We start from the raw sequence: 25,564 nt of genomic DNA, 5'->3' as shown, positions 1-25,564 counted from the left end.
TTATACACCCCCGTTTACAACGGCACGCTCGCTTAAAGCCCGTCTGACTATCTCCGCGTTTTGTTTTACAAAGCCGTCAGCGAGCATTTCATCATGCGTTCCGTACCCTTGATATTCTCGATAAGACGCCCTTGTTCCTTCTTTCCACGAAGAAAGCCATACCGGGAGCGGTTTTTGCGACTCGGATTGAATAAAGTGAATATCGGAGTCAACCTGTCCTTGATGGATCAAGCCGACAAAATACGAATAGTACGCTTCAAGCTTTCCGGCAATGCCTTCCGCAACTGCTTCGATTTGCATGTATTCGTTGTTTTTGTTGACTTCTAGCAGCGCTGCGACGTCATCTTTGACAGTGCGGCCTTCCAAATCGCTGACATTGTTTTTCATATACGAATCGATCATGATCAGCCTGTCGACTTCACGGCCGCTTTTTTCAAGCTGCTGCGCCACTTCAAAGGCAAGACCGCAGCCTGCAGAGTAGCCGAGCAATGTCAGCGGACCTTCAGGCTGAAGCTTCGTGATCGTGTTCGCAAAACGCTCGACTCTGTCTCCCGCTTCGATAAAATCAAAGGCGCAAATCTTATATTCCGGCAATTGTTCGGCAAGCTTGCCGTACATAATGCCGTATCCGAGAACGGGCGGGAAAGCGAATACGTATCGGCCGGCTTCCGGATTGAACACGGTTCTATCGGCTTCATCCGTTTTGCCTCCGCCGTCTATATACGCAGCCATTGCCGCAATTGTCGGAGATTCGAATATGATGTTCACCGGAACTTCCGCCCCCAGCTCCTTCAATATCCGGGAGATGACAGCCATCGCCTTCAATGAATGGCCTCCGATTTCGAAAAAGTTCTCGTCTATGCCGATGTGCGGACGGCCGAGCACATCTGACCAAATCCTCTCCAGCTTGGCTTCCGTTTCATTGCGGGGTTCCCTGCGCTCCTCTCGTACCGAGGCTTCTCCTGCTTCCGGAAGAAGGCGCCGGTTCACTTTTCCGTTCGGCGTCAGCGGCAATTCTTCAAGTATGAAATAGACAGGCGGCACCATATAGGCCGGCAGCTTTTGCGCAAGGCGGCCGCGAATCGCTTCTTCCGTGACGCCGCCGGAAGCCGGAACGACATAAGCTGTCAGCGTTAAATCGCCGCTTCCGCTTCGTGCAGCAAGGACAACAGCTTCTTTTACGCCGGGACAACGGGTAAGCTGTTCCTCAATCTCGCCAAGCTCAATCCGGTGCCCCCGGATTTTCACCTGATCGTCAATCCGTCCGGCAAATTCGATATTGCCGTCCGGAAGCCATCGGGCCAAGTCCCCGGTCCGGTACATGTTTTGGCCAGGGATAAACGGGTGCGGGACGAATTTCTCCGCTGTCAGATCGGGTCTGTTCAAGTAGCCGAGCGATACGCCGGCTCCGCTCAGGCACAGCTCGCCGACCGCTCCGAGCGGCTGAAGCTCGTTTTTCTCCGTCAAAATGAAAGCCGCAGTCTGATTCAATGGTTTGCCGATCGGAATCGAAACTGCTTCACTGCTCACGCTGTCGACGGGATAGAATGTCGCAAACACGGTCGTTTCGGTCGGGCCGTATACATGGATGATCCTTCCCGGCCCCATTTCCGCCAGCGCCTTTCTGACATGGCTGACAGACGAGCGTTCGCCTCCGAACAGCACTTTGCGCAGTCCTTTCATCCAGCCGGTTCCTGAGTCGACGAGAAGATTAAACAACGCCGTTGTCACAAACATGACAGTAATCTTTTCTTTCTCTATCGTTTCCGTGAGCCCGCTGATATCGAGAATGGTGTCCTGACCTGCGACCACCAGTTTTCCGCCGTTCAAAAGAGCGCCGTACAGGTCAAACGTAAATCCGTCGAATGCGTAGTTAGACAGGGACAGCAAGGTGTCCTGGCGGGTGATGTCGATGTAATTCGTGTCTCTGACGACTCTTGTGATGTTGGCGTGTGTCGTCAGGTTGCCCTTCGGTTTTCCGGTCGTTCCCGATGTATACATGATATACGCAAGATCGTCAGGGTCAATGGCTATCCCAAGGTTTTCTCCGCTTTCACCGGAAACGGCCGGATCATTGATCAACACCGTTTCGTTTTTAAAGGAAAGCGACACGGTTCGTCCGGCGAGCTCCTCTTGAGTCAGCAGGCACAGCGCACCGCTGTCTTCAAGCATGTATTGGATGCGGTCATCGGGATATTCCGGATCGATCGGCACATAAGCCCCTCCCGCTTTTAAAACAGCGAGAATCGCGGCGGCCATGTCCGGCGAGCGGCGGAAAAAGAGGGCTACCGCCTTCTTTCGGCCCACTCCTTTTTTTCTCAAGTAGCGGGCGAGCCGGTTGGCCCGGTCGTTCAATTCACGATATGTAAGCGTGCAGCCCGCCGCCGACACGGCCGGTTCGTTAGGCATGAATTCAGCATAATGCTCAAACCATTGCGGAATCGCCATAGCGGATGTTGTTTTCTCCTCAGGCGCATTAAAGTCATACAGCAGTTGCTTTCTTTCGTTTTCAGGGACGATGGTGATGTCATTAAGCGGCTGATCCGGATTGCCGGCAATCCGGCTGATCGCTTCTATGAGCTGATCCTTTAAGCGCTCCACAAACGATGTATCAAAGACATTTCCGTTGTAAGCGAACTTCAGCATCATTTCTTCGCCCGGCGATGCAAGCAGATTCAAGTCATAGTTCGATTTTTCAAACACGCTGACACGCCCCATTGAAAAGCCGAGATCGTCTTCCTCCTGCTGTTTGTTCGCTTCCTGGAGCGGATAGTTTTCAAACACGATGATATGATCGATCAGATCAGGCGACGCCGTTTTGCTTTGGATATCGTAAAGCGGCACGTATTGGTGCGGCTCTGATTCGAGCGTCTGCTTCTGCAAGCGGGCGATCAGCTCCGAAAAGGTCGTTTTGTCGCCGAATGTGACCCGCTTCGGAACAACATTAATAAATAAGCCGACCATATGCTCGACGCCTTTTATTTCGGCGGGACGCCCCGAGACCACGGTTCCGAATATCAAGTCGCGCGAACGCTGATAGCGGCTGAGGAGCACCGACCATACCGCCTGAAGCGCCGTGCTCAGCGTCGTATTGCGGGCTTTTGCGAGTTTTGCAAAAGCTTCCGTTTCGGCTTTCGGCAATGTAAACAGCAGCTCTTCAGGCTGATAGCCTGTTTGATTCGTCTTTTTCCGCTGTTCGGCAAACGTCGTCTGCCCCTCAAATCCGGCTAAATATTCTTCCCAATAGGAAAGCGATTTTTGTTTGTCCTGTTGTTCGAGCCATTTGATATATTCTTTGTACGGTTTGACAGGTTTCAAGCTGTAAGACTTGTTTTTCCGGAGTGCATTGTACACTTTGAACAGCTCTTGAACGACAATGCCGAAGCACCAGCCGTCAAGCAGGATGTGGTGGTAGCTCCACACCCATTCATACGCATCTGCTCCCGTTTTGAAAATCGCCGTTCGCATCGGGATGTCTTTTGACAGATTAAAGCCTTTTCGTTTGTCTTCCTGTTTATAATCCTCGATACGCTCTTTCTGCTCCTCTTCGGAAAGCCCTGATAAATCGACTTCTACCACATGAAAATGCCTTTCTTTTAAGACGACTTGAACAGGCCTTTTCATTTTTTCGTGAACGAATATGGTCCGGAAGATATCATACCTTTCGACGATCACGTTCATGCTTTTTTCCAATAGATCTTTTCGAAAAGAGCCTTTTACCTGCATGCTGATCTGTTCAATATAAAAGCTCTGTCCCGGATGCAGCAGAGTATGAAACAGCATCCCTTCCTGCATTGGAGATAAGTAGTAAATATCCTGCACATGCTCTTTTTTAAACTGGCTCACGTTTTGTCCCCCTTTCACGGAGTTGCCCGCTTGGGAAGCGGGCAACTCGCACAATGTTTATTTCAAATTTTCTTCAAGCACATCAAACAAGTCGCCCATCTCTTCCATTTCAAGACCGCCGGCGCTGAAGTCGCTAGGCGTGAACTCCCGCTCCTTTTTGGCCGTGCAATGGTCGATCAATGAAAGCAGATGATGCTTAAACCGTTCGATCCTTTCCTGCACGGTCGACCTGTCAAACTCCTTTGTATTAAAGGAGCAGGACATGATGAGTTTTTCATTGCTGATGATGCCGCTGAAGCTCAGGGCGTAGAGGGCTTCCGATTCTTCCGAAACCTGATGTCCCATATCGTATGGAGACGGGCCGAAAAATTCAGTCTGCACTTCATTGTCTATCTGCCCTAAATAGTTAAAGCTGATCTCCGGCTTGATGGAGAAATCGATATCGCCGGCTTTTTGCCGGTCTGTTACATACCTGAGAATGCCGTAGCCGACTCCCTTATCAGGGATCTGCCGGAGCGTTTCTTTTACGGTTTTAATAAGCTCCGGCAAACCTCCCTCGCCGGCTTTTAAGATAACCGGATATTGGGCGGTGAACCATCCCACTGTTCTCGAGATATTCATATTCGGCATGATTTCTTCCCTGCCGTGCCCTTCCATATTGATACAGACCCCCGATTGATTCGTCCATTCCCGGATCGTCAGGCTCAAGGCGGAAAGGAGAATATCATTGATATCCGTACCGTACGGCTCATGAACTTTCGTCAATAAGAGACGCGTTTCTTCCTCGGTCAGCTCGAACTTGGCAGCGGCTGTGTCTTTTGTTTTTCTCTCGCTGACAATGCGGTCTTTCGGCAATGCCGGCACCCGTTCTTTTTCCAGTTCGCGCCAATAGCCGCACGTCTTGAGGAACTGTTCGGACTGCGCATAAACCGCAAGCTCTTCGGCCCAGTCTTTAAACGAATCGGTTTTATCAGGGAGGACAATATCCTGATTCTTTGCGGCTTGCTGATAGCCCGCTGCAAAGTCTTCCAGCAAAATCCGCCATGACACGCCGTCCACGACGAGATGGTGGATGACGATCAGCAAATGGTCCCCATCAGCCGTCAGATACTGCTCTGCTTTCATCAGCGGGCCTTTCGCGATATCAAGGCTTGCCTGCAACCGCTCCGCTTGGGCAGCGATCTCCGCTTGAGCGTCTGAGACGTACTGGAGATTCACCACTCGGAAGGCAAAAGCCCTCTCATCCGGTCCGCGGTTGTATTGAATGATCCGGCCGCCTTCTTTTCTGTAAACCATGCGCAGTGCGTCATGATGACCGGCTAATGATTGCAATGTTTGTTCAACAATCTCAGGGTCGAAGCCTGACGGCGCGTGAAGCATAACCGACTGATTCCAGTGGTGCTCATTCGAAAACGAGCGTTCGAAGAACCAGCGCTGAATCGGTGAAAGTATCACTTCGCCTTCGACAGGCCCCTGGTCGGCCGGCTTTCCTTCCGTCGATTCGATATAAGAGCTGATCCCGCCGATCGTCGGGTGCTGGAACAAGTCTTTCATCTCAAGCTTCAGGCCGTGCTGCTGTAAGCGGCTCGCCATTTGAATCCCCTTGATCGAATCCCCGCCGAGCGTGAAGAAATTGTCGCTGATCCCGATTCGTTCGACGCCGAGAACCTCCTGCCAAACATCCGCCAACAGCTGTTCGGTCTCACTTCGCGGCGCTTTGTATTCAGCTGTCTGCACGGTAAGGTCCGGCTGTGGAAGCGCGCGTTTGTCGACTTTTCCGTTCGCCGTAATCGGCAGCTCGCTGAGCTGCACCCAATATGCGGGCACCATGTAATCAGGCAGCGTCTTCGCTAATTGGTCCGCGAGGCGTCCTGTATCAAGCGGTTCGGCTGATGTCACATAGCCGCAGAGCGCTTTGTTGCCATGCGCATCCTCGATGTCAGTGACGGCTGCTTCTTGTACTCCTGGAAGCTTCGCAAGCTGTACTTCGATTTCAGAAAGCTCGATCCGGAAGCCGCGGATTTTCACCTGCTGGTCGATCCTGCCGATATATTCGATCCGGCCGTCCGGAAGCCACTTAACGGCATCGCCCGTCCGGTACATCCGCTCGCCCGGTACAAACGGGTCTGCCGTAAAGCGCTTCTCCGTTTCTTCCGGCTTGTTGAGATAGCCGCGCGCTAAGCCGCGGCCGGCGATGCACAATTCACCCGTGACACCGGCAGGCTGTACCTCATTGTGCTCTCCGAGCACGTAAACGCGGGTGTTGGCGATCGGTCTGCCGATCGAAAGCATTCCTTCGTCAGGGTCAATCGCCGTGCTTGTCGCCACGACCGTGTTTTCCGTCGGGCCGTAGTTGTTGACGAGCGTATAGCCGCGCTTTTCGACCCGCTTCAGCTTGTCGCCGCCCGTCAGAAGCACGCGCAGCGATTTGTTGTCAAGCTCCATAAACTGCTCGCACAGCTGAGTCGGGAGGAACGTGATCGTGATGCCGTGTTCTTCAAAATACTGATTCAGGCGGACGATATCCATCCGGATCGCTTCATCGATCATGTGCAGCTCGCTTCCGGCGATCCAGTACGGGAACATCTCCCACACGGATGCATCAAAGCCGAAGCCGGCGTATTTCGCGCTCTTGTCGCGTTCAGTGACAACGAATTCGTCATTGTGCCAATAGCACAAGTTCACAAGCGAATGATGCTCGACCATGACGCCTTTCGGCCGGCCCGTCGTACCTGATGTGTAGATTAGGTAGGCCAGGTTGTCCGGTTTTGCCTCTGACTGCGGATTCACCTCGTCTTCTGAAGTCACTTCCCCGGCTAACACGGCATCAAGCAAAATTGTTTCCCCGCAGAAGCCGTCAGGCACGGCTGTACCCGTTTGCGTCAGCAGGAGCTCCGCTCCGCTGTCTTCCAGGATGTATTTGACCCTTTGTTCAGGATAGGCGGGATCGATCGGCACATAAGCCGCTCCTGCTTTCAAAATCGAAAGCACTCCGGCCGCCATTTCGAGGGAAGGTTTGACCATGATGCCGATCCGCTGTTCCGGCCGCGCTCCCTTTTCGATAAGCAGGCGGGCCAGACGGTTTGCGCGGGCGTTGAGCTCCCGGTACGTCCAGCGGCGGCCGTTGAATACCGCTGCACCGTGATCAGGCGTGCGGCTGACCTGTGCTTCGAACAGCTCGTGGATCGTTTTGTCTGACGGAACGTCAAGCGCCGTGTCGTTCCACGCTTCGACGATCCGTCGTTTTTCCGCTTCATCCAGCAGGGAGAGTTCTGAAAGGCGGATATTCGGATTGTCAGCAACCGCTTCGAGCAGATTGAGCAAATACCCGCTCCAGCGCCTGATCGTTTCTTTCTTAAACAAATCTGTCGCATATTCGAATTGCAGACCGATTTCGCCGTCTTTCTCAAACGCTCCCAGCGTCAAATCGAACTTGGCAGCGGCGTGCGATATGTCATACGGCTTAATCGTTACACCGTCCAAATCGAATGTTTCCTTATCAGGATCTTCCACCGTCAGCATGACATTGAAAAGCGGGTTTCGGCTCATATCGCGGGGCAGATCAAGCTTGGCAATCAGATCTTCAAACGGATAGTCCTGATGATCAAGCGCAGCCAGGCTTCTGTTTTTAACATCTTCCAAAAACTCGCGGAATGTCGCGTCCTGCGGCACATGGTTTTTAAGAGCCAGCGAGTTGACGAACATGCCCGGCATGTCTTTCAATTCTGAATGTGTTCTGCCGGCAGTCGCAGACCCTACGACAATATCTTTCTGGCCGGTGAGACGGTTTAAAAAGATATTGAAAACGGCCAGCATGACGATATTCAGCGTCGTTTTCGTCTCCGTCGCAAGCCTCCGGATGTTGAGCGCTGCGGGCTTCGATGTTTTAAAGTGAACCTGATCCCCGCTAAAGCTTTGCACCGGAGAGCGCGGGAAGTCCAGCGGCAGGCCGAGTTCCGGCACGGCTTCTGAAAACTCGTTCAGCCAGAATTGTTCCTGCTTCCGAATGGTTTCCCGCTGCACGGGCCCGGTTTGCCATACGGCATAATCTTTGTAATGCAGCTTACGCTCAGGCAGAGATTCGCCTCTGTAGAGCCTTGCAATTTCTTTCACAAAAAGGCTTCTCGAAACGCCGTCGGCAATAATGTGGTGCGTATCGATCAACAGCAGGTGGCGTTGTCTCCCGACTGACAGCAGCTCGGCGCGGATGAGCGGAGCGCTGCTTATATCAAACGGCCTGATAAAGCGGCTGATTTCTTTTTCGGCTTCGCCTTCTTGAACAGGCGTGACCTTCAGCTCGATGTCCGCTTTGTCATGGACTTTTTGAACAGGGCTGCCGTCGATTTCGGCAAACGATGTACGCAGCGACTCATGGCGATCCACCAATGCCAGAAGCGCCCGTTTTAAGCGCTCGATATCAAGGTCGCCTTCCATCAAGAACACTGACGGCATATTGTAGCCGGTGCCGTTTTTTTCGAGATGATGAAGGACGTACATCCGTTTTTGTGCGGATGATACCGGATACCAGTCGCTTTTTTCAGCAGGCTGTATCGCGCTCTGTACGGATTGATCTTCAGACGACTCGATATAGCGGGCAAGACGGCGCACTGTCGGATATTCGAAAAGCGCTTTAAGCGGCACCTTTTTGTGCAGCTTGGCTTGAATATCTGCAGTCAGCATCATCCCTTTCAAAGAATGTCCGCCCAAATCGAAGAAGTTGTCTTCGGCACCGATCGGCCTGATGCCGAGAACGTCTTCCCACATAAGGCACAGCTCTTTCTCGAGATCTGTTGACGGCGGCTCATAAGAGTCGCTTTCGCCGTTTGGCGCCTGCGGCTCAGGCAGGGCATTGCGGTCAACTTTGCCGTTGGCCGTCAGCGGAATCGCATCGACGGTGACAAAGTATGACGGCACCATGTACGCAGGCAGTCTTTCGGAAAGATGCTCCCTCAGCTCGGAAGATGCGATTGTTTGCTTCGACTGAATATAGGCGCACAGCTCCTCCAATCCCGAATCCGGCGCAAAAGCGAGGACAACCGCTCTTTCCACATCCCTGCACTCTTTCAGGGCGTCTTCGATTTCCTTCAATTCAATCCTGTATCCGCGGATTTTCACCTGATCATCGGTACGTCCTAAAAATTCGATCTCCCCATTCGGAAGACGGCGGACGAGATCGCCCGTTTGATACATGAGAGTCCCCGGTGCATAAGGGTTTTCTATAAACCTCTCGGCTGTCAGCTCCCGTTTGTTCAAATAACCGCGCGCAAGCCCTTTTCCGGTTATAAAAAGCTCACCCGGCGCTCCGGCGGGGACAAGGCGGCGGGATTTATCCAATACCAATGCTCCCGCACCCGGAATCGGCCGCCCGATCGCCGGACGTTTGACAAATTCGCTAAGCCCGTCTGCATCGATCGGTTTGGCGATCGTGCCGATCGTCGTCTCCGTCGGCCCGTAATGGTTGATAAAACGGGCTTTCGGATAATGGAAATGGTACCGCTCCACATCGGCCGGATTGATCTTTTCTCCCCCGAGCACGATCAGTCTCAGCGGCTCAAGCGCCTTAGATAAAGCAAAGCTTTGCGTCTGCACGATCGTATGGAACAGCGACGGCGTCAGCTTGATATATGTGATCGCTTTTTCATTGATATAGCGGCATAGCCGGTCCGGTTCCGTGTATGTTTCTTTCGGGATGATATGAAGCTCCCCTCCGGCAAGAAGGACCGGGAACAAGCCCGTATACCCGAGATCGAACGCGAAGGATGACAGGAGCACCGACTTATCCGATTCAGCAAGCTCCGCTTCGCTTACAAACCAGGAAACATAGTTCACAAGATTGCAATGTTCAAGCTGAACGCCTTTTGGAGCGCCCGTCGTTCCTGATGTGTAAATGATATAGGCGAGACTGTCCCCGTCATTGACTGAATCAGGACGCTCCTTCTTCACACCCGGATCAATGTCTTTCTCAATATCTATGAATATTCCTTTATATATATCAGAAAGGGATGCTTGATAGGCTGATTCCGTAACCAGCAAGCTGGCTCCGCTGTCTTCAAGCATATACCGGATCCTGGCAGGCGGCATTTCCGGATCGATCGGCAAAAATGCGCCTCCGGCTTTCATGACGCCAAGGATGGAGACGATGACGTCAGCGGAACGGTCGAGCATAATGCCGATGACATCTTCTTTGCCGGCGCCTTTTCCGCGAAGAACGTATGCAAGCTGATTGGCTTTTTCATCAAGCTCCCGGTATGTGAGCTTTGTGTCTCCGCACACGACGGCTGTCCGCTCAGGCGTTTTTTCAACCTGCCGTTCAAACAGTTCATGAAACGGTGCGTCTTCCCCCCGGTCTGCCCCGCTGTGTACTGCTTCAGCAAGCAGCGCCTTCCGTTCGTTGTCAGAAAGCAGATCGATATCTGCAAGCTTGACGCCGGGGTTTTCACAGATCGTTTTGACCACGTTCAGGAAGTGTCCGCTCCAGCGCCTGATCGTTTCCTCCTTAAATAGAGCGGTCGCATAATCAAAGCTCAAACCGATTTCCCCGTCGTGTTCGACGGCTTCAAGAGACAGGTCGAACTTTGCGGTGCGATGGCGCACGGAATAGGAAGAAATCTGCAAGCCTCCCAAACTCAAAGCAGCCATGTCCATGTTTTGCATGTTGAAAAATACGCTGAACAGCGGGTTCCGGCTCGTGTCTCTCTCCAGAGGCAGCTTTTCGATCAGCTCTTCAAGCGGGTAGCTTTGCTCGGCAAACGCTTGAAGGCTCGTTTCTTTGACCTCCTGCAAAAACTCTTTGAACGTTTTTTGCCCTTCAGGACGATTGCGGAGGGCGAGTGTGTTGACAAACATGCCCGGGATGTCATTCAGATCGGGATGGGTTCTCCCGGCAACAGGCGATCCGACAATGATATCGTCCTGTGCCGCATACTTCGCCAAAAAGATATTGAACGCAGCAAGCAGAAACATATAAAGCGTTGTATCAGACTCGGAAAGGAGCCTCTGAATCTCGCTTGCAAGCTTTTTATCAATTCCAAAGACAACCCGCTCTCCTTCAAAGCTGCGTTTTGCAGGACGCGGATCGTCGTACGGCAGATCCAGCACAGGGAGCTCGCCTTTGAATACGTCAAGCCAATATTGCTCCTGTTTTTTAAGCTTGCCCGTTCGTTCCTGTTCGTTTTGCCAGACGGCGAAATCTTTGTAATGCAGCTTTTGGGCAGGCAAATCGCCGCCATGGTAAAGCTGCGCAAGATCGCGGATGAAAATGCCTGTCGAGCTTCCGTCCGTAATAATATGGTGCATATCGATCAACAGCAGATGGCGCTTTTCCTCCAATTGAACGAGCTCCGCCCGGACGAGCGGCGCCTGATCCAGTTGAAACGGGCGGATAAACCCGTCGATTTTCGACTCGGCCTCCGCTTCTTCCGCTTGTGAAACCGTTAGCGTAAACGGCACGTCCTCATGAACGTGCTGGACGATGTCCCCGTCTATGACGGCAAACGAAGTCCGGAGTGTTTCATGACGGCTGATTAAAGCCCGAAACGCAGATTCGAGACGGTTTTGGTCCAAGTCGCCCTCCAGCAGCAGCACCGCCGGCACATTGTAGCTTGTGCTCGCTTCTTCGAGCTGATTAAGAATGTACATCCTCCTTTGCGCGGAGGATACCGGATAATAAGAGCTTGACGGGGCTGGTTCGATCGGATGGACGACTTCCTCTTTTGATTCCCCTTGAAGAAATTCGGCAAGCCCTCTGATCGTCGGCGTTTCAAACAATATCTTGATAGGGACCTCTTTTTGCAATTGCTCTTGAATCTTGGCCGTAAGCATCATCGCTTTCAGCGAATGCCCGCCGACTGAGAAGAAATTGTCATCGATGCCAGGACGCTTGATGCCGAGAATCTCTTCCCAGATCGCGGCGAGAATTTCTTCCGTTTCATTTTCAGGAGGTTGGTATAGGGCATCCGCTTCCTTTGCAGCCGGCTCAGGAAGCCTGCGTTTATCGACCTTTCCGTTTGCCGTAAGCGGCATCGCCTCAAGCCGGGTGAAATGAGACGGGATCATATACTCAGGAAGCGGCTTGGACAGCTCTGAGCGCACGTCAGCAGCTGACCGATCGCCCGTATAATACGCGCAGATTTCGTTCTCGCCCGCATCGTTTTCCTGGATGATGGCCGCTGCTTCACGAATGCCGTCAAGCTGCGCCAACCTTGCTTCGATTTCGCCTAATTCGATCCGGAAGCCGCGCACCTTCACCTGGTGATCAATCCGTCCGAGAAATTCGATGTTTCCGTCGGGAAGCCGTCTTGCCAAATCGCCTGTCCGGTAAATCCGCCCTCCTTCTCTAAATGGATCGCTGACGAATTTTTCGGCGGTCAGCTCAGGCCGATTCAAATAGCCGCGCGCCACGCCGTCTCCGCCGACACACAGCTCGCCGGGCACGCCGATCGGGAGAAGCTGTTGTTCGTCATCAAGAATATAGGCCGTTGAATTTGCAATCGGCTTTCCGATCGGGATCGCGTGCTCATATTCCCGGTCGATGCAAAAGCATGTCGAAAATGTCGTGTTTTCCGTCGGGCCGTAGCCGTTCCAAAGGGAGAGTGCGGGACATGCGCGCCTGACCTTGTTGACGATGCCCGGTACGAGCGCATCTCCGCCGATGATGATATCTTTTGCGGTATTGAACATGTTCGGATCTTGATGTGCGAGCTGATTGAAGAGCGGTGATGTCAGCCACATCGTCGTGATGCCGTTCTCTTCCAAAAACGCTTTGAACGCTCTCGCATCAAGAAGCGTTTCTTTCGGAACGGGAAAGAGGGTCGCTCCGTTCAATAATGCGCCAAACACCTCGAACGTACTGGCGTCAAAGCTGACCGCTCCCGTCTGCGCCATGTTCACTTCGGCATGAAGCGGAATATATCCGGCGTTTTTGACGAGGCGGACGATATTGCGGTGCTCGACCATGACGCCTTTCGGCTTCCCTGTCGAACCAGATGTATATATGCAGTACGCGAGATCATCAGGCTTCGCGATCGTTTCAAGATTGGCGGAATCTTCACGTTCAAGCGAGTTATCATCAGCCGCAATCGTTTTATACCCGTCGAAAGAGCGCTTTGTTCCCTGCTTGATGACGACGATGTTTGCACCGCTGTCTTCCAGCAAAAAGCGGATTCGATCTTCGGGGTAGTCCGGATCAATCGGCACGTATGCGCCGCCTGCTTTCAGCACCGCCAGCATGCCGACGGCCGATTCAAGCGACCTCTCCATCATGACCGCTGCCCTTCCCCCATGCATCAGGCCGTTTTCCTGCAAACGCCGCGCAAGCTGATTGGCTTTTTCATTGAGCCTGCGGTACGTGATGCTCGATCCGTTGTAAACGACAGCCGCTTTTTCAGGCGTCTGTTCCGCCTGTTCCTCAAACAGTTCCGGAATCGACTTGTCCCGCGGATAGTCCGTTTTTGTATCATTGAAGGCAAGCAGCGCTTTTTGTTCCTCATCTGATAAAATCCCGGCCCGCCTTGCCGGTGATTCCGGATCGGACACGGCGATCCTGGCGAGCCTTGTCAGGTGCTCCGCCGCCTTCTCAACGAAGGAGGCGTCATAAACCGCACTGTTGTATTTCAGCTTGAGCGTCCATTCTGTTCCCGGGTATACGATCAGGTTAAAATCGTAGTTCGTTTGTTCAAAGGCCGCTCCCGCTTTGATGGAAAAGCCTAGACGCTCCTTCATCGCCCCGTTTTCCAACTCTTTATCCAATGGGTAGTTTTCAAACGCAACCAGATGGCTGATGAGACGGCCCTCTAAAGCGGAGCTCTTTTGAATCTCATACAGCGGGAGATAATCGTATTGCTCCGCTTCGATGGCATGCTGCTGCGCCTGCTTGAAAAGTTCGGCAAATGTAGCGTTTTTCCCGATTTTTAAGCGGACCGGGATCGTATTGATAAATAAGCCCGCCATATGTTCGATGCCGTTGACCTCGGACGGGCGTCCGGACACAACCGTGCCGAACACCACGTCATCTGCGGCATTGTATTTGGCAAGAACCGCTCCCCACATCGCCTGAAACAGATTAGGCGCCGTCACGTTATAGCGGTTGGCCGCCCTTTGGACGGCATCGACCAAATCCCGCTCCCATACCAATGTGAACTCTTCATTCTGATAGACCCCTTCGGCCTCTCCCGCTTTTCGGCCCGGGATGACACTCGGGCTTTCCACATCGCCGAGGCGCTTTTCCCAATAGGCCCCGGCTTCTTCCTTGTCTTGCCGGCCGAGCCATTTGATATAGTCGGCATAAGGCCTGCCTTGATCAAGCGGAGCCGGACGGTTTGAACGAACCGCTTCATAGTTTTCAAAAAGCCGCTTCATCAATATGCCCATGCTCCAGCCGTCCATCACGATGTGATGATTGCTCCAGATGAGCTGATATTGCTGATCGGCAAGCCGGAAAACCGCCACTTTAAAGAGCATATCTTTCGCAAGGTTAAATCCGGCTTTCTGAACGTCCTGTTTATATTGTCCGATGCGCATGTTTTGCCGCGCTTCATCCCATCCGGCGATATCTTCAAAATGAACCTTCGTTCCGCGCTCGGCCAGGACGACTTGACGCGGCTTTTGCAATTGCTGATAAACGAAAACCGTTCTGAGAATATCGTAAGAACGCACGAGCAGATTCACGCTTTTTTCAAAGATCTCTAAATCAAAATCCCCGTCTATGAAAAGCTCCAGCTGTGTGAAGTAAGAGGAAGATTCCGGATCAAGCATTGCGTGATACAGCATCCCTTCCTGCATCGGTGTCAAAGGATATACCTTTTGAATCTTTTGTTTCCCCATAAGCCACCTCGTATGTTTTGTTAGAAAATTTCCATCAATTTATCAAGTTCTTCAAGTGTCAAATCGTCGTCTCCAAGATCACTCGGGGTCAACTCGTCTCCATCTTGAGTCAGACAATGATCGATCAGTTGCAGCAAATAAGCTTTAAAGCTGCCGGCGACAGTTGAGATTGTGCTTTCTTTAAATTCCAATGAATGATAAGCGATCGACATCGTCAGCACGCCGTCCTCGATAAAACCGACGATGTCAAGAGCGTTCGGCTTCTCAGTATCGGGGCTCAGAGGATCGCCGGACGGGAGTTTCGACCGGGTGAACCGACCCGATTCAGACATTTCCGTGAACTGGCCTAAATAGTTGAAGCTGATCTCCGGTTTGACCCGCCCGCTTTTTTTGCCTTCTTCTGTTAAATAGCGATAGATGCCATAGCCGATTCCTTTATGCGGGATGTGGCGCAGATCTTCTTTGACCTGTTTGATTTGATAGCCCATATCATCGGAATGGCGCATCTGAATCAGTGCAGGGAACTGGCTCGTAAACCAGCCGACGGTTCTTGACATATTCAAGCCGTCAATGATGTCCTCACGCCCGTGTCCCTCCAGCGTGACGATGAAATCGCTTTGTCCTGTCCATTCTTTTACGGCAAAGCCCAACGCCGTAAGCAAAATATCATTCATTTCCGTGTTGTACGCTTCGTGGACTTTTGTCATGAGCTGTTCCGTTTCTTCTTTCGTCAACGAGAATTCAACCGTTTTCGTATGGCGCATCCGCTTATCGTCTGCTTCGGCATCTTTAGGGAGCGGCACGGCCGCCGTCTTCTCGATTTCCTCCCAATAGCCGATCTCCTTGGCAAACGTCTTGGAACCGGCATACTCACTCAATCGTGCCGCGTATTCTGCAAAGGAATGTGATTTTTCCGGAAGGACGATCGGCTCGCCTTTTTCAGCTTGAAGCAATCCTGCCGCAAAGTCCTCCAGCAAAATCCGCCATGACACACCGTCCACGACAAGATGGTGAATGACGATCAGCAAATGGTCGCCTTGGCCGGTTTTGAAGATTGCCGCTTTCAGCAGATGTCCCTGCGACAAATCGATGCTGCTTTGAATTCGATTGGCTTCTTCCAAAATGGAAGCCTCCAATTCAGCGCCTGATTGGTGCAGGTGAATGACCTCAGGCTGAACCTCCGCAGCTTCAAGCCCTCTGTTGTATTGAACAACGTTCTCTCCATCACGCTTATAAATGATGCGCAAGGCATCATGATGCGCCATCAGCCCGCTTAAAACCTGTCCAGTAATCTCAGGGTCGAAGCCTGACGGTGCATGAAGCATAACCGACTGATTCCAGTGGTGCTCATTTGTAAACGCACGTTCGAAGAACCAGCGCTGGATCGGCGTAAGCATCACTTCGCCTTCGACAGGCCCCTGATCGATTGCTTTATCATCAGCCGTCTCTACATAAAAACTGATCTGTTCGATTGTCGGGTGCTGGAATAAATCCTTCATCTCAAGCTTTAAGCCGTGCTGCTGAAGGCGGCTCGCCATTTGAATCCCTTTGATCGAATCCCCGCCGAGCGTGAAGAAATTGTCGCTGATCCCGATTCGTTCGACGCCGAGAACCTCCTGCCAAACATCCGCCAACAGCTGTTCGGTCTCACTTCGCGGCGCTTTGTATTCAGCTGTCTGCACGGTAAGGTCCGGCTGTGGAAGCGCGCGTTTGTCGACTTTTCCGTTCGCTGTAATCGGCAGCTCGCTGAGCTGCACCCAATATGCGGGCACCATGTAATCAGGCAGCGTCTTCGCTAATTGGTCCGCGAGGCGTCCTGTATCAAGCGGTTCGGCTGATGTCACATAGCCGCAGAGCGCTTTGTTGCCATGCGCATCCTCGATGTCAGTGACGGCTGCTTCTTGTACTCCTGGAAGCTTCGCAAGCTGTACTTCGATTTCAGAAAGCTCGATCCGGAAGCCGCGGATTTTCACCTGCTGGTCGATCCTGCCGATATATTCGACCCGGCCGTCCGGAAGCCACTTAACGGCATCGCCCGTCCGGTACATCCGCTCGCCCGGTACAAACGGGTCTGCCGTAAAGCGCTTCTCCGTTTCTTCCGGCTTGTTGAGATAGCCGCGCGCTAAGCCGCGGCCGGCGATGCACAATTCACCCGTGACACCGGCAGGCTGTACCTCATTGTGCTCTCCGAGCACGTAAACGCGGGTGTTGGCGATCGGTCTGCCGATCGAAAGCATTCCTTCGTCAGGGTCAATCGCCGTGCTTGTCGCCACGACCGTGTTTTCCGTCGGGCCGTAGTTGTTGACGAGCGTATAGCCGCGCTTTTCGACCCGCTTCAGCTTGTCGCCGCCCGTCAGAAGCACGCGCAGCGATTTGTTGTCAAGCTCCATAAACTGCTCGCACAGCTGAGTCGGGAGGAACGTGATCGTGATGCCGTGTTCTTCAAAATACTGATTCAGGCGGACGATATCCATCCTGATCGCTTCATCGATCATGTGCAGCTCGCTTCCGGCGATCCAGTACGGGAACATCTCCCACACGGATGCATCAAAGCCGAAGCCGGCGTATTTCGCGCTCTTGTCGCGTTCAGTGACAACGAATTCGTCATTGTGCCAATAGCACAAGTTCACAAGCGAATGGTGCTCGACCATGACGCCTTTCGGCCGGCCCGTCGTACCTGATGTGTAGATTAGGTAGGCCAGGTTGTCCGGTTTTGCCTCTGACTGCGGATTCACCTCGTCTTCTGAAGTCACTTCCCCGGCTAACACGGCATCAAGCAAAATTGTTTCCCCGCAGAAGCCGTCAGGCACGGCTGTACCCGTTTGCGTCAGCAGGAGCTCCGCTCCGCTGTCTTCCAGGATGTATTTGACCCTTTGTTCAGGATAGGCGGGATCGATCGGCACATAAGCCGCTCCTGCTTTCAAAATCGAAAGCACTCCGGCCGCCATTTCGAGGGAAGGTTTGACCATGATGCCGATCCGCTGTTCCGGCCGCGCTCCCTTTTCGATAAGCAGGCGGGCCAGACGGTTTGCGCGGGCGTTGAGCTCCCGGTACGTCCAGCGGCGGCCGTTGAATACCGCTGCACCGTGATCAGGCGTGCGGCTGACCTGTGCTTCGAACAGCTCGTGGATCGTTTTGTCTGACGGAACGTCAAGCGCCGTGTCGTTCCACGCTTCGACGATCCGTCGTTTTTCCGCTTCATCCAGCAGGGAGAGTTCTGAAAGGCGGATATTCGGATTGTCAGCAACCGCTTCGAGCAGATTGAGCCAGTACTTGCTCCAGCGACTGATCGTTTCATCTTTAAAAAGAGCTGTATTATACTCCATTTCAAACCGGACAATATCGTCTTCTTCGGCTGCGGCCAGCGTCAGATCAAACTTGGCCGTTTTGTGTTCAAACTCGTATGGACGAAGGGTGACGCCTTCCATTGACAATGCCCGCAAATCGGCATTTTGCATCGCGAATACGGCATCGAACAGTGGATTTCGGCTCATATCGCGCCGGACTTCCAATTTTTCAACCAGTTCTTCAAACGGATAATCCTGATGCTCATAGGCACCAAGCGAAGTTTCCTTGACTTCCTTTAAAAACGCGGCAAACGTTTTTTCTCCTTGCGGATGCGTCCTCATCGCAAGCGTATTGACAAACATCCCGATGATCTTGTCCAGATCACCGTGCGATCTTCCCGCTGCCGGAGAACCGACCACAATGTCTTTCTGTCCGCTGAGCTTCGACAAAAACGCGCTGTAGGAAGCGAGAAGAACCATATACAGAGTCGTTCCCGTTTCTTGGGCAAGCTTTCTCAAAGCCCGGACAAGCTTCTGATTGATCGTAAAGGCGATGCGGTCGCCTTCAAACGTTTGAACGGACGGACGCGGATAATCTGTCGGCAGCGCGAGAACCGGCAGTTCGCCGCCAAGCTCTCTCAGCCAATATTCTTCAAGCTTTTTGTCGCGTCCGGTTTGCAAAAATGCCCGCTGCCAAACGGTGTAATCCTTATACTGAATGCGAAGCGGTTCAAGCGTTTCCCCGGCATAGAGCCTTGTCAGTTCATCGATCAGCACGCTGACGGACGCGCCGTCTGAAATGATGTGGTGCATATCGACAAACAAAAGGTGTTTCTCTTCTGCAAGGCGGATGAGATTCATCCTGAACAGCGGCGCTTCGGCCAAATCAAACGGCCTGATGAATTCCTTGATCAGCTTTTCGGCTTCACGCTCCTCAGCGTTGATTACGTCAACCGTAAAGCCGGTATCCTTCCGTATCCGCTGTACAGGCTCTCCATCCTCGATGTGAAACGATGTTCTGAACGCTTCATGGCGCATGACGAGCATTCGTGCTGCCTCTTCCAGCCGTTTCAGATCAAGCTTTCCTTCAAGCCGAAGAACGGATGGCATGTTATAGCTTTTCTCGGCGCCCTCAAGCTGCTGAAGGACATAGATCCGTTTTTGAGCCGATGATACCGGATAAGCCTCCTGTTCTTTAGCGGGGTCAATACGGACGGAAGAGGTTTTCCCCGCCTGTTCCGCGGTTTTCGCCAGGCTTTCAACCGTCGGCGACTGGAACAGATCTTTCAGCCGCAGTTCGACATTCATCTCCTGCTGAATGCGGGCGATGAGAGCCATCCCGAGCAAGGAATGGCCGCCGAGTTCAAAGAAATTGTCGTGCACGCCGACTTTCGGAACGTTGAGCACCTCTTGCCAAAGCCCGGCAAGCTGCGCTTCTGCGCGATTTCTCGGCGCTGTATATTCCGTTTGCGCAATTTGCGCTGCATCAGGTTCAGGCAACGCCCTTCTGTCGACTTTTCCGTTGCCTGTCAGCGGAAGCTCCTCCAATTGCATAAACACCGACGGAATCATATAGCCCGGCAGACCAACGGCTGCGTGCTGGCGAAGCTCGCGGTTTGACAGCTCCCGGTCGGCAACGATATACGCGCAGATCATTTTGTCTCCCGCTGTCCCATTGACCGCCAAAACGGCGGCTTCCTGAATCGCATCATGCGACAGCAGATGATGCTCGATTTCGCCGAGCTCGATTCTCTGACCGCGGATTTTGACCTGATGGTCGATCCGGCCGATAAATTCGATGCTTCCGTCGGACAGCCATCTCGCCAGATCGCCTGTGCGATATATCTTTTGGCCCTTTTTAAACGGATGCGGAACGAATTTTTCCGCCGTCAGATCCGGCCGGTTAAAATAACCGCGGACAAGTCCGTCCCCTCCGACGCACAGTTCTCCGGCAACGCCTCTCGGCTGTATGTTTCCGAACGGGTCAAGAATCAAAACCTCCGTATTGCTGACAGGCTTTCCGATCGGAACGGTCTGCGCATTTTCAGGCACATCATTGACCGGATGATAAGTCGTGAAGACGGTGCTCTCAGACGGCCCGTACATATGAAGGAGCTTTCCTTTTCCGGCCGCCTTAAGCGCCCTTTTGACATGGTCGACCGACGCCCGTTCGCCGCCGAACAGCACCCTGCGCAGGTTCTTCATACAGCCGGGGCGCATATCTGTCAGGAGATTGAACAAAGCGGTCGTAATCATTAAAACGGTGACGTTTTCTTTTTCGATTGCACCGGCGAGCCGCTCCATGTCAAGGATCGTCTCCTTGGAAACGATGACAAGCTTGGCGCCGTTTAAAAGCGACCCGAAGACATCAAACATAAAGGCATCAAACACATAATTTGAAATGGACAGTACGATATCGGTACCCATGATCTCCATATAGTTCGTATTTTTCACCGTACGCAAAATGTTCCGGTGGGTGACCATGTTTCCTTTCGGCATTCCCGTTGTGCCTGATGTGTACGTCAAGTTCGCCAGCGCTTCAGGAGAAACCGGTACGTTCAGGTTGCGCGCGTCTCCCCGGTAAAGATGTTCATCATCAAGGATGATGGTCCCGCCCGTAAATTCCGCTGCCTCGGCCAGCGGCTTCAGCGCCTTTTGCGTTAAAAGAACAGAGGCTCCGCTGTCATGGAAAAAGTGTTTGATCCGCTGCTCCGGATGATCCGGATCAATCGGAACATAAGCAGCTCCGGCTTTTAGCACCGCAAGAATGCCGACGACCATTTCGGCCGATCTGGCGGTAAGAACAGCGGCTGTCGTACCATTTTCCACCCCGTTGTCCCGCAGATGTCTTGCCAGTTGATTCGCTCTCTCGTTAAGCTCTCCATAAGTGAAGACAGTACCTTCAAATTGCAGCGCCGGACGGTCTTCCGCTTTTTCCGCCTGTTCTTCAAACTGCTGAATGATCGTTTTCTCTATCGGATAATCGCTTGCGCCCGGATTGAATTCGACGAGCTGCCGATTCGTTTCTTCCTCTGTCAATAAGCCGTACTCCCCTATTTTCCGGGACGGGTCGGCCGTAATTTCCCGAAGCAGATGGAGATAGTGTTTCAGCATCCGTTCAGCCGTTCCTTTTCTAAACAGCTTTGTACTGTAATCCAAATCGATGACGATTCCTTCCCGCTCTTCTTTCGCCTGGAGCGTCAGATCAAATTTTGCGATCTTGACATTCGTCTCATGGATTGACAGACGCAAGTCGCCGATCAGCGGTATGTCATCCATTGCATTCTGCAAAATAAACATCGTGTCAAAGATCGGATGGCGGCTTAAATCGCGCGGGACATTCAGCTTTTCGGCAAGCCATTCAAACGGATAGTCCTGGTGTTCAAAGGCATCAAGCACTGTTTGACGCACATCGTCAAGCAATTCGGTGAACGTGTGCTGCCGGTCTACTTTCGAACGGATCGCCAGCGTATTGACAAACATTCCGACGATGCCTTCGAGGTCTGAGTGTCTGCGGCCCGCTGTCGGCGTCCCGACGATTACATCATCCTGTCCGGTGTATTTGGCAAGCAGTGCATTGTAAGCGGCAAGCATGACCATATACAATGTCGCACCGTTTTTCTCGGCCAGTCCGTTCAATTTATCCTTCACCGCTTTCGGCAGTACGGCTGACACCCTGTCTCCTTCAAAGCTTTGGACGGCCGGTCTCGGCTCATCCGTCAAAAGCTGCAATACAGGGAGTTCGCCGGAAAAGACGTTTTTCCAGTACTCCTCTTCCTTTTGAAAGCCGCCTTCCGCCTCATCCCTTTGCCAAGAAGCATAATCTTTATAATGGAGGCGCACATCCGGCAGCTGTTCGCCGTTATAGAACTTGGCAAGGTCATGCAGAATGATCGAGATGGACACCCCGTCTGAAATCAGGTGATGCATATCAAACAAAAGCATGTGTCTTGTATCTTCAATACGGACGAGCCCGACTCTCATCAAAGGCGCTTTCTCAAGATCAAAGCGGCGGACGAATGATGTCAGCATCCGTTCTTCATCCATGCTTCCGCCCTCGATCATCTCAAGTTTGAACCGGACCTGTTGATGAATTTTCTGCCTCGGCTCCCCATTGACCGATAGAAATGAAGTGCGAAGCGCCTCATGCCTGTCGACAAGCTTTTGAAACGCTTCTTCAAGACGATGGAGGTCAAGCGTTCCTTCAAGCATGGCAGCGGCCGGCATATTGTAGCCGATTCCGGCATCCTCCAGCTCGCTCACGATATAGATCCGCTGCTGGGCCAATGACAAAGGATAATGTTCGCTTTCAGCCGCAGGCTTAATTTCGGCAAACCCTTTCCGCTCAGCTTCAGCAATATACTCACTAAGACCGGCTACAGTCGGTTTTGCAAACAGGACGTTGAGCGGAACTTCGACGCTGAACGCTTTATGGATTTTTGCCAGCATCGTCATGGCTTTCAGCGAATGTCCTCCCAATTCAAAAAACTGGTCATGAATACCGACTTGTCCAGCGCCGAGCACATCCCGCCAAATATCAGCGATTTTTTGTTCGCGGTCGTTTCTCGGCGCGGTATATTCGGTTACGCCTGATACCGTCACTTCGTGGCGGAGCAGCGCTTTCCGGTCCACTTTGCCGCTCGGCGTCAGCGGCATGTCGTGAAGCTCGACAAAATAAGAAGGCAGCATATAATCAGGCAGATGTTTGGACAAGTGCTCCCTTAATGCCGGCGCTGAAACCGCGCCGCCTTTTTTCGGAACGACATATCCGCAAAGCTCATCACCGCCTGCGCTCGGGCGGGCGAGCACAACCGCTTGTTCGATATGTTCCATCCCTTGCAGAACCGATTCGATTTCCCCAAGCTCAATCCGGTATCCGCGAATTTTCACCTGATCATCTTTCCGGCCGACAAATTCTACCGTGCCGTCGGGAAGCCATTTTACCGCATCGCCCGTTCGATACATGATGCCTCCCGGAACAAACGGATCAGCCGAAAATCTTTCCGCGGTCAGCTCCGGAAGTTTCAAATATCCGCGGCCGACTCCGGCGCCTGCTATGTACAATTCGCCTTCGGCACCATCCGGCAAAAGCGCCCCGTTTTCATCCAAAATGTAAAAGCGGTTGTTGCCGATCGGCTTGCCAATTGGGACATAGGCGGTGTTATAACGGACGTGTCCGTCATTTGGAATCGTAAACGCCGAAGCATCGACACACGTTTCCGTCGGTCCGTAGACATTCGTGATGAGCGGCCTTGAATCGGCCGTTTTCGAAAACAATTGAAGAAGCTTATCGACCGTGTTCCATGACAGCGCTTCTCCGCCTGTGAGGATATGTTTCAGCTTGATTCCATGCAGATCATCCGCCGCAAGCAAAAGCTGCAAATGAGACGGTGTACAGTCTGTAATATCAATGTGATGGCGGCGGTAATAAGCGGCCAACGCGCGGCCGTCGGAAACGGTCTTTTTCGGAACGATGTACAATGACTTACCCAGTATAAGGGATAAGAAAATCTGCTGAACCGAAGCATCGAAATGGAACGGAGCCAAAAGCGCCAGCTTCAAGTCATCCTCCTTCAACGTATCGACTGCCTGCTGAAGCCCCCTGACAAGGTGGTGAACCTGCCTGTGCTCAATCATGACCCCTTTCGGGCGGCCGGTTGTACCGGACGTATAAATGATGTATGCGAGATGCTCCGCCCCTGCCGAAGAAGGCAGATTCCCGGCCTCTTCCGTTTCGGCGACCGCTTCGGCAAACAGCAGCGTTTCAGCTGTCTCAGCGTGAAATTCGCCGTCGGCAATGACCACTTTGGCATTTGAATCCTTGAGCATAAAATGAATTCTTTCTTCCGGAAAACCGGGATCGATCGGCACATAAGCGCCCCCTGCTTTGAGGATGCCCAAAATGGCTGTCAGCGTCTGTTCAGACCGCTCCATCAACACGGCGGCCGGCTTATCCGGACCGATTCCCCTTTTGCGAAGCGCCTTTGCCAAGCGGTTTGCCTGCTCGTTTAACTCCCGGTATGAGAGGTGTTTCCCTTCATAGAACACCGCTGTTTTATCGGGAATCTCGGCCGCTTTTTGTTCAAACAAACCGTGCAGCGTCATCTCTTTTTCGTTTTTCAAAAGAGAAGCGGATGACCGCTGCAGAAGCATTTCTTTTTCTTCATTCGAAACCACGGCAAGGTCGTTGATTCGTTTATGCGGCGAAGTCAAAGCATCCTCCAATAACGTCATGAGCCGCTCGTACAAAGCGGACATTTCACGGCTGCTGAACAATTCGCTTCTGTAGTCAAAGTCGATCGCAAGCGTTCCCGTATCCCATCTTTCTTTCACATGAATGGAAATATCATTCATTTCGCTTCCGCTGAAAATCGGCTCGGTCAAAAACGAAACCGTTTCTTTTTGCTGCCATTGCATGACCTGATACTCAAGCGATACGGCGAACAGCCTGTTGATATTCGGCTCTCTTTCCCGCAGATCATTGATCAGCAGATTGTACGGATATTTTTGATGCCTGATGACTTTGAGCTGTTCTTTCATCCTTTCCTGCACAAATGCAGTAAAGTCCTGGTGCGCATCAATGTGCGCTTTCATCGGAATTGTCGAAACGAACATCCCAAGCATCTGCTTTTCTTTTGCATTTGTCCGGTTTCCCATAAAGGTGCCGAGCACAATATCGTTTTGGCCGGTTACCCTGTGCATATAAATGTGTAAGATTGACAGGAACAAGGAGAGTACGCTTATGTTGTTTTCTTTACAATACGTTTGAATTTTTTTATGCAGGGAAGGAGAAATCTCTTTCGAAAGTCGAACCGCCTCAAGACGGATTTGGTAAGAATCGCTTTGCTTCAGAGATACGGGTTCAGGAATCGATTCATATTGAGCGTTCCAATACGCCCTATCTTTTTCGAACCGTTTGGACCGTTCATATTCTAGTTCACTCTGAATGTGCTCCGTAAATGATGCCTGAACGGCTTCGAAGTCTTGTTCCCCTTTCTCCAGTTTCAAGTAGATGTCTGTGATGCGGTTTCCCAGGAGCGTCATAGAAATGCCGTCTGCAATGGCGTGATGAACTTTTGTAAAAAACCAGCTTTCTTCCGGACTGATGCGGACGACGGCAAACGTAAACAACCGGCTTTCATACAGCGGTATAGGCCGCTGCGCTTCAGCTTGTCCCCATCTCAAAACCTCGTCCACACCGCCGTATTCTTCAGCATCAATGTATTCGATATCAAAAGGTTCATATTCGGCTATATACTGCTTCGGTTCGCCTCCTTCAGCCAGCTTCAGCCTGAAGCGCATCGTTTCATTCGTGCGGACGAATTGCCGGATGGCTTCGGTCAATAAGCCTGGATCTATTCCCGATTCCGATTTCAGCTTTCCAAATCCGCTTAAATTCGACACGCTTGTACCGGGATAAAACGTCTCTGTATACCAAATTCGTTTTTGAGCATGTGTCAGCGGGTAATACACCGTGTTGTCCATTTCTTATGTTCCTCCTTCATGCGTTTTATGTATCACGGCTTAATGGCACCGCAACCCACATTGCGGTGTGCCGGTGAGTGAAAAAAGCTTCCACAGATTCGCCATATCCATTAAAATGTTATATT

Annotated in this window: 3 protein-coding genes; all 3 read right to left on the bottom strand. The window is 52.2% G+C overall.

Going from position 1 to position 25,564, the window contains the following annotated elements:
* The 3 genes from MHB78_RS02645 to MHB78_RS02635 are packed head-to-tail and all read right to left on the bottom strand — an operon-like array spanning window position 1 to window position 25,439.
* The gene (locus tag MHB78_RS02645) at window positions 1-3,846 is read right to left on the bottom strand and encodes a non-ribosomal peptide synthetase (RefSeq protein ID WP_046130933.1); all 3,846 of its coding nucleotides are present in this window, start codon (window positions 3,844-3,846) and stop codon (window positions 1-3) included.
* A 57-nt stretch (window positions 3,847-3,903) separates the two neighbouring features.
* Complete coding sequence (locus MHB78_RS02640) at window positions 3,904-14,667, bottom strand: non-ribosomal peptide synthetase (protein ID WP_065894154.1); 10,764 nt, start codon at window positions 14,665-14,667, stop codon at window positions 3,904-3,906.
* Between the two features lie 20 nt (window positions 14,668-14,687).
* Window positions 14,688-25,439 (bottom strand): non-ribosomal peptide synthetase, encoded by a 10,752-nt coding sequence (locus MHB78_RS02635; RefSeq protein WP_065894152.1) that lies wholly within the window; start codon window positions 25,437-25,439, stop codon window positions 14,688-14,690.
* Window positions 25,440-25,564 lie beyond the last annotated feature (125 nt).

Source organism: Bacillus sp. FSL K6-0138 (assembly GCF_037982765.1).
Taxonomy (GTDB): domain Bacteria; phylum Bacillota; class Bacilli; order Bacillales; family Bacillaceae; genus Bacillus; species Bacillus glycinifermentans.
The sequence above is the reverse complement of the archived record's forward strand: the minus strand, read 5'-3'. Positions and strand labels throughout refer to the sequence as shown.

Bases quoted from the DNA above. Each gene is read 5' to 3' on its own strand.
- MHB78_RS02640 (WP_065894154.1), bottom strand. From the start codon at position 14,667: ATGGGGAAACAAAAGATTCAAAAGGTATATCCTTTGACACCGATGCAG.
- MHB78_RS02635 (WP_065894152.1), bottom strand. From the start codon at position 25,439: ATGGACAACACGGTGTATTACCCGCTGACACATGCTCAAAAACGAATT.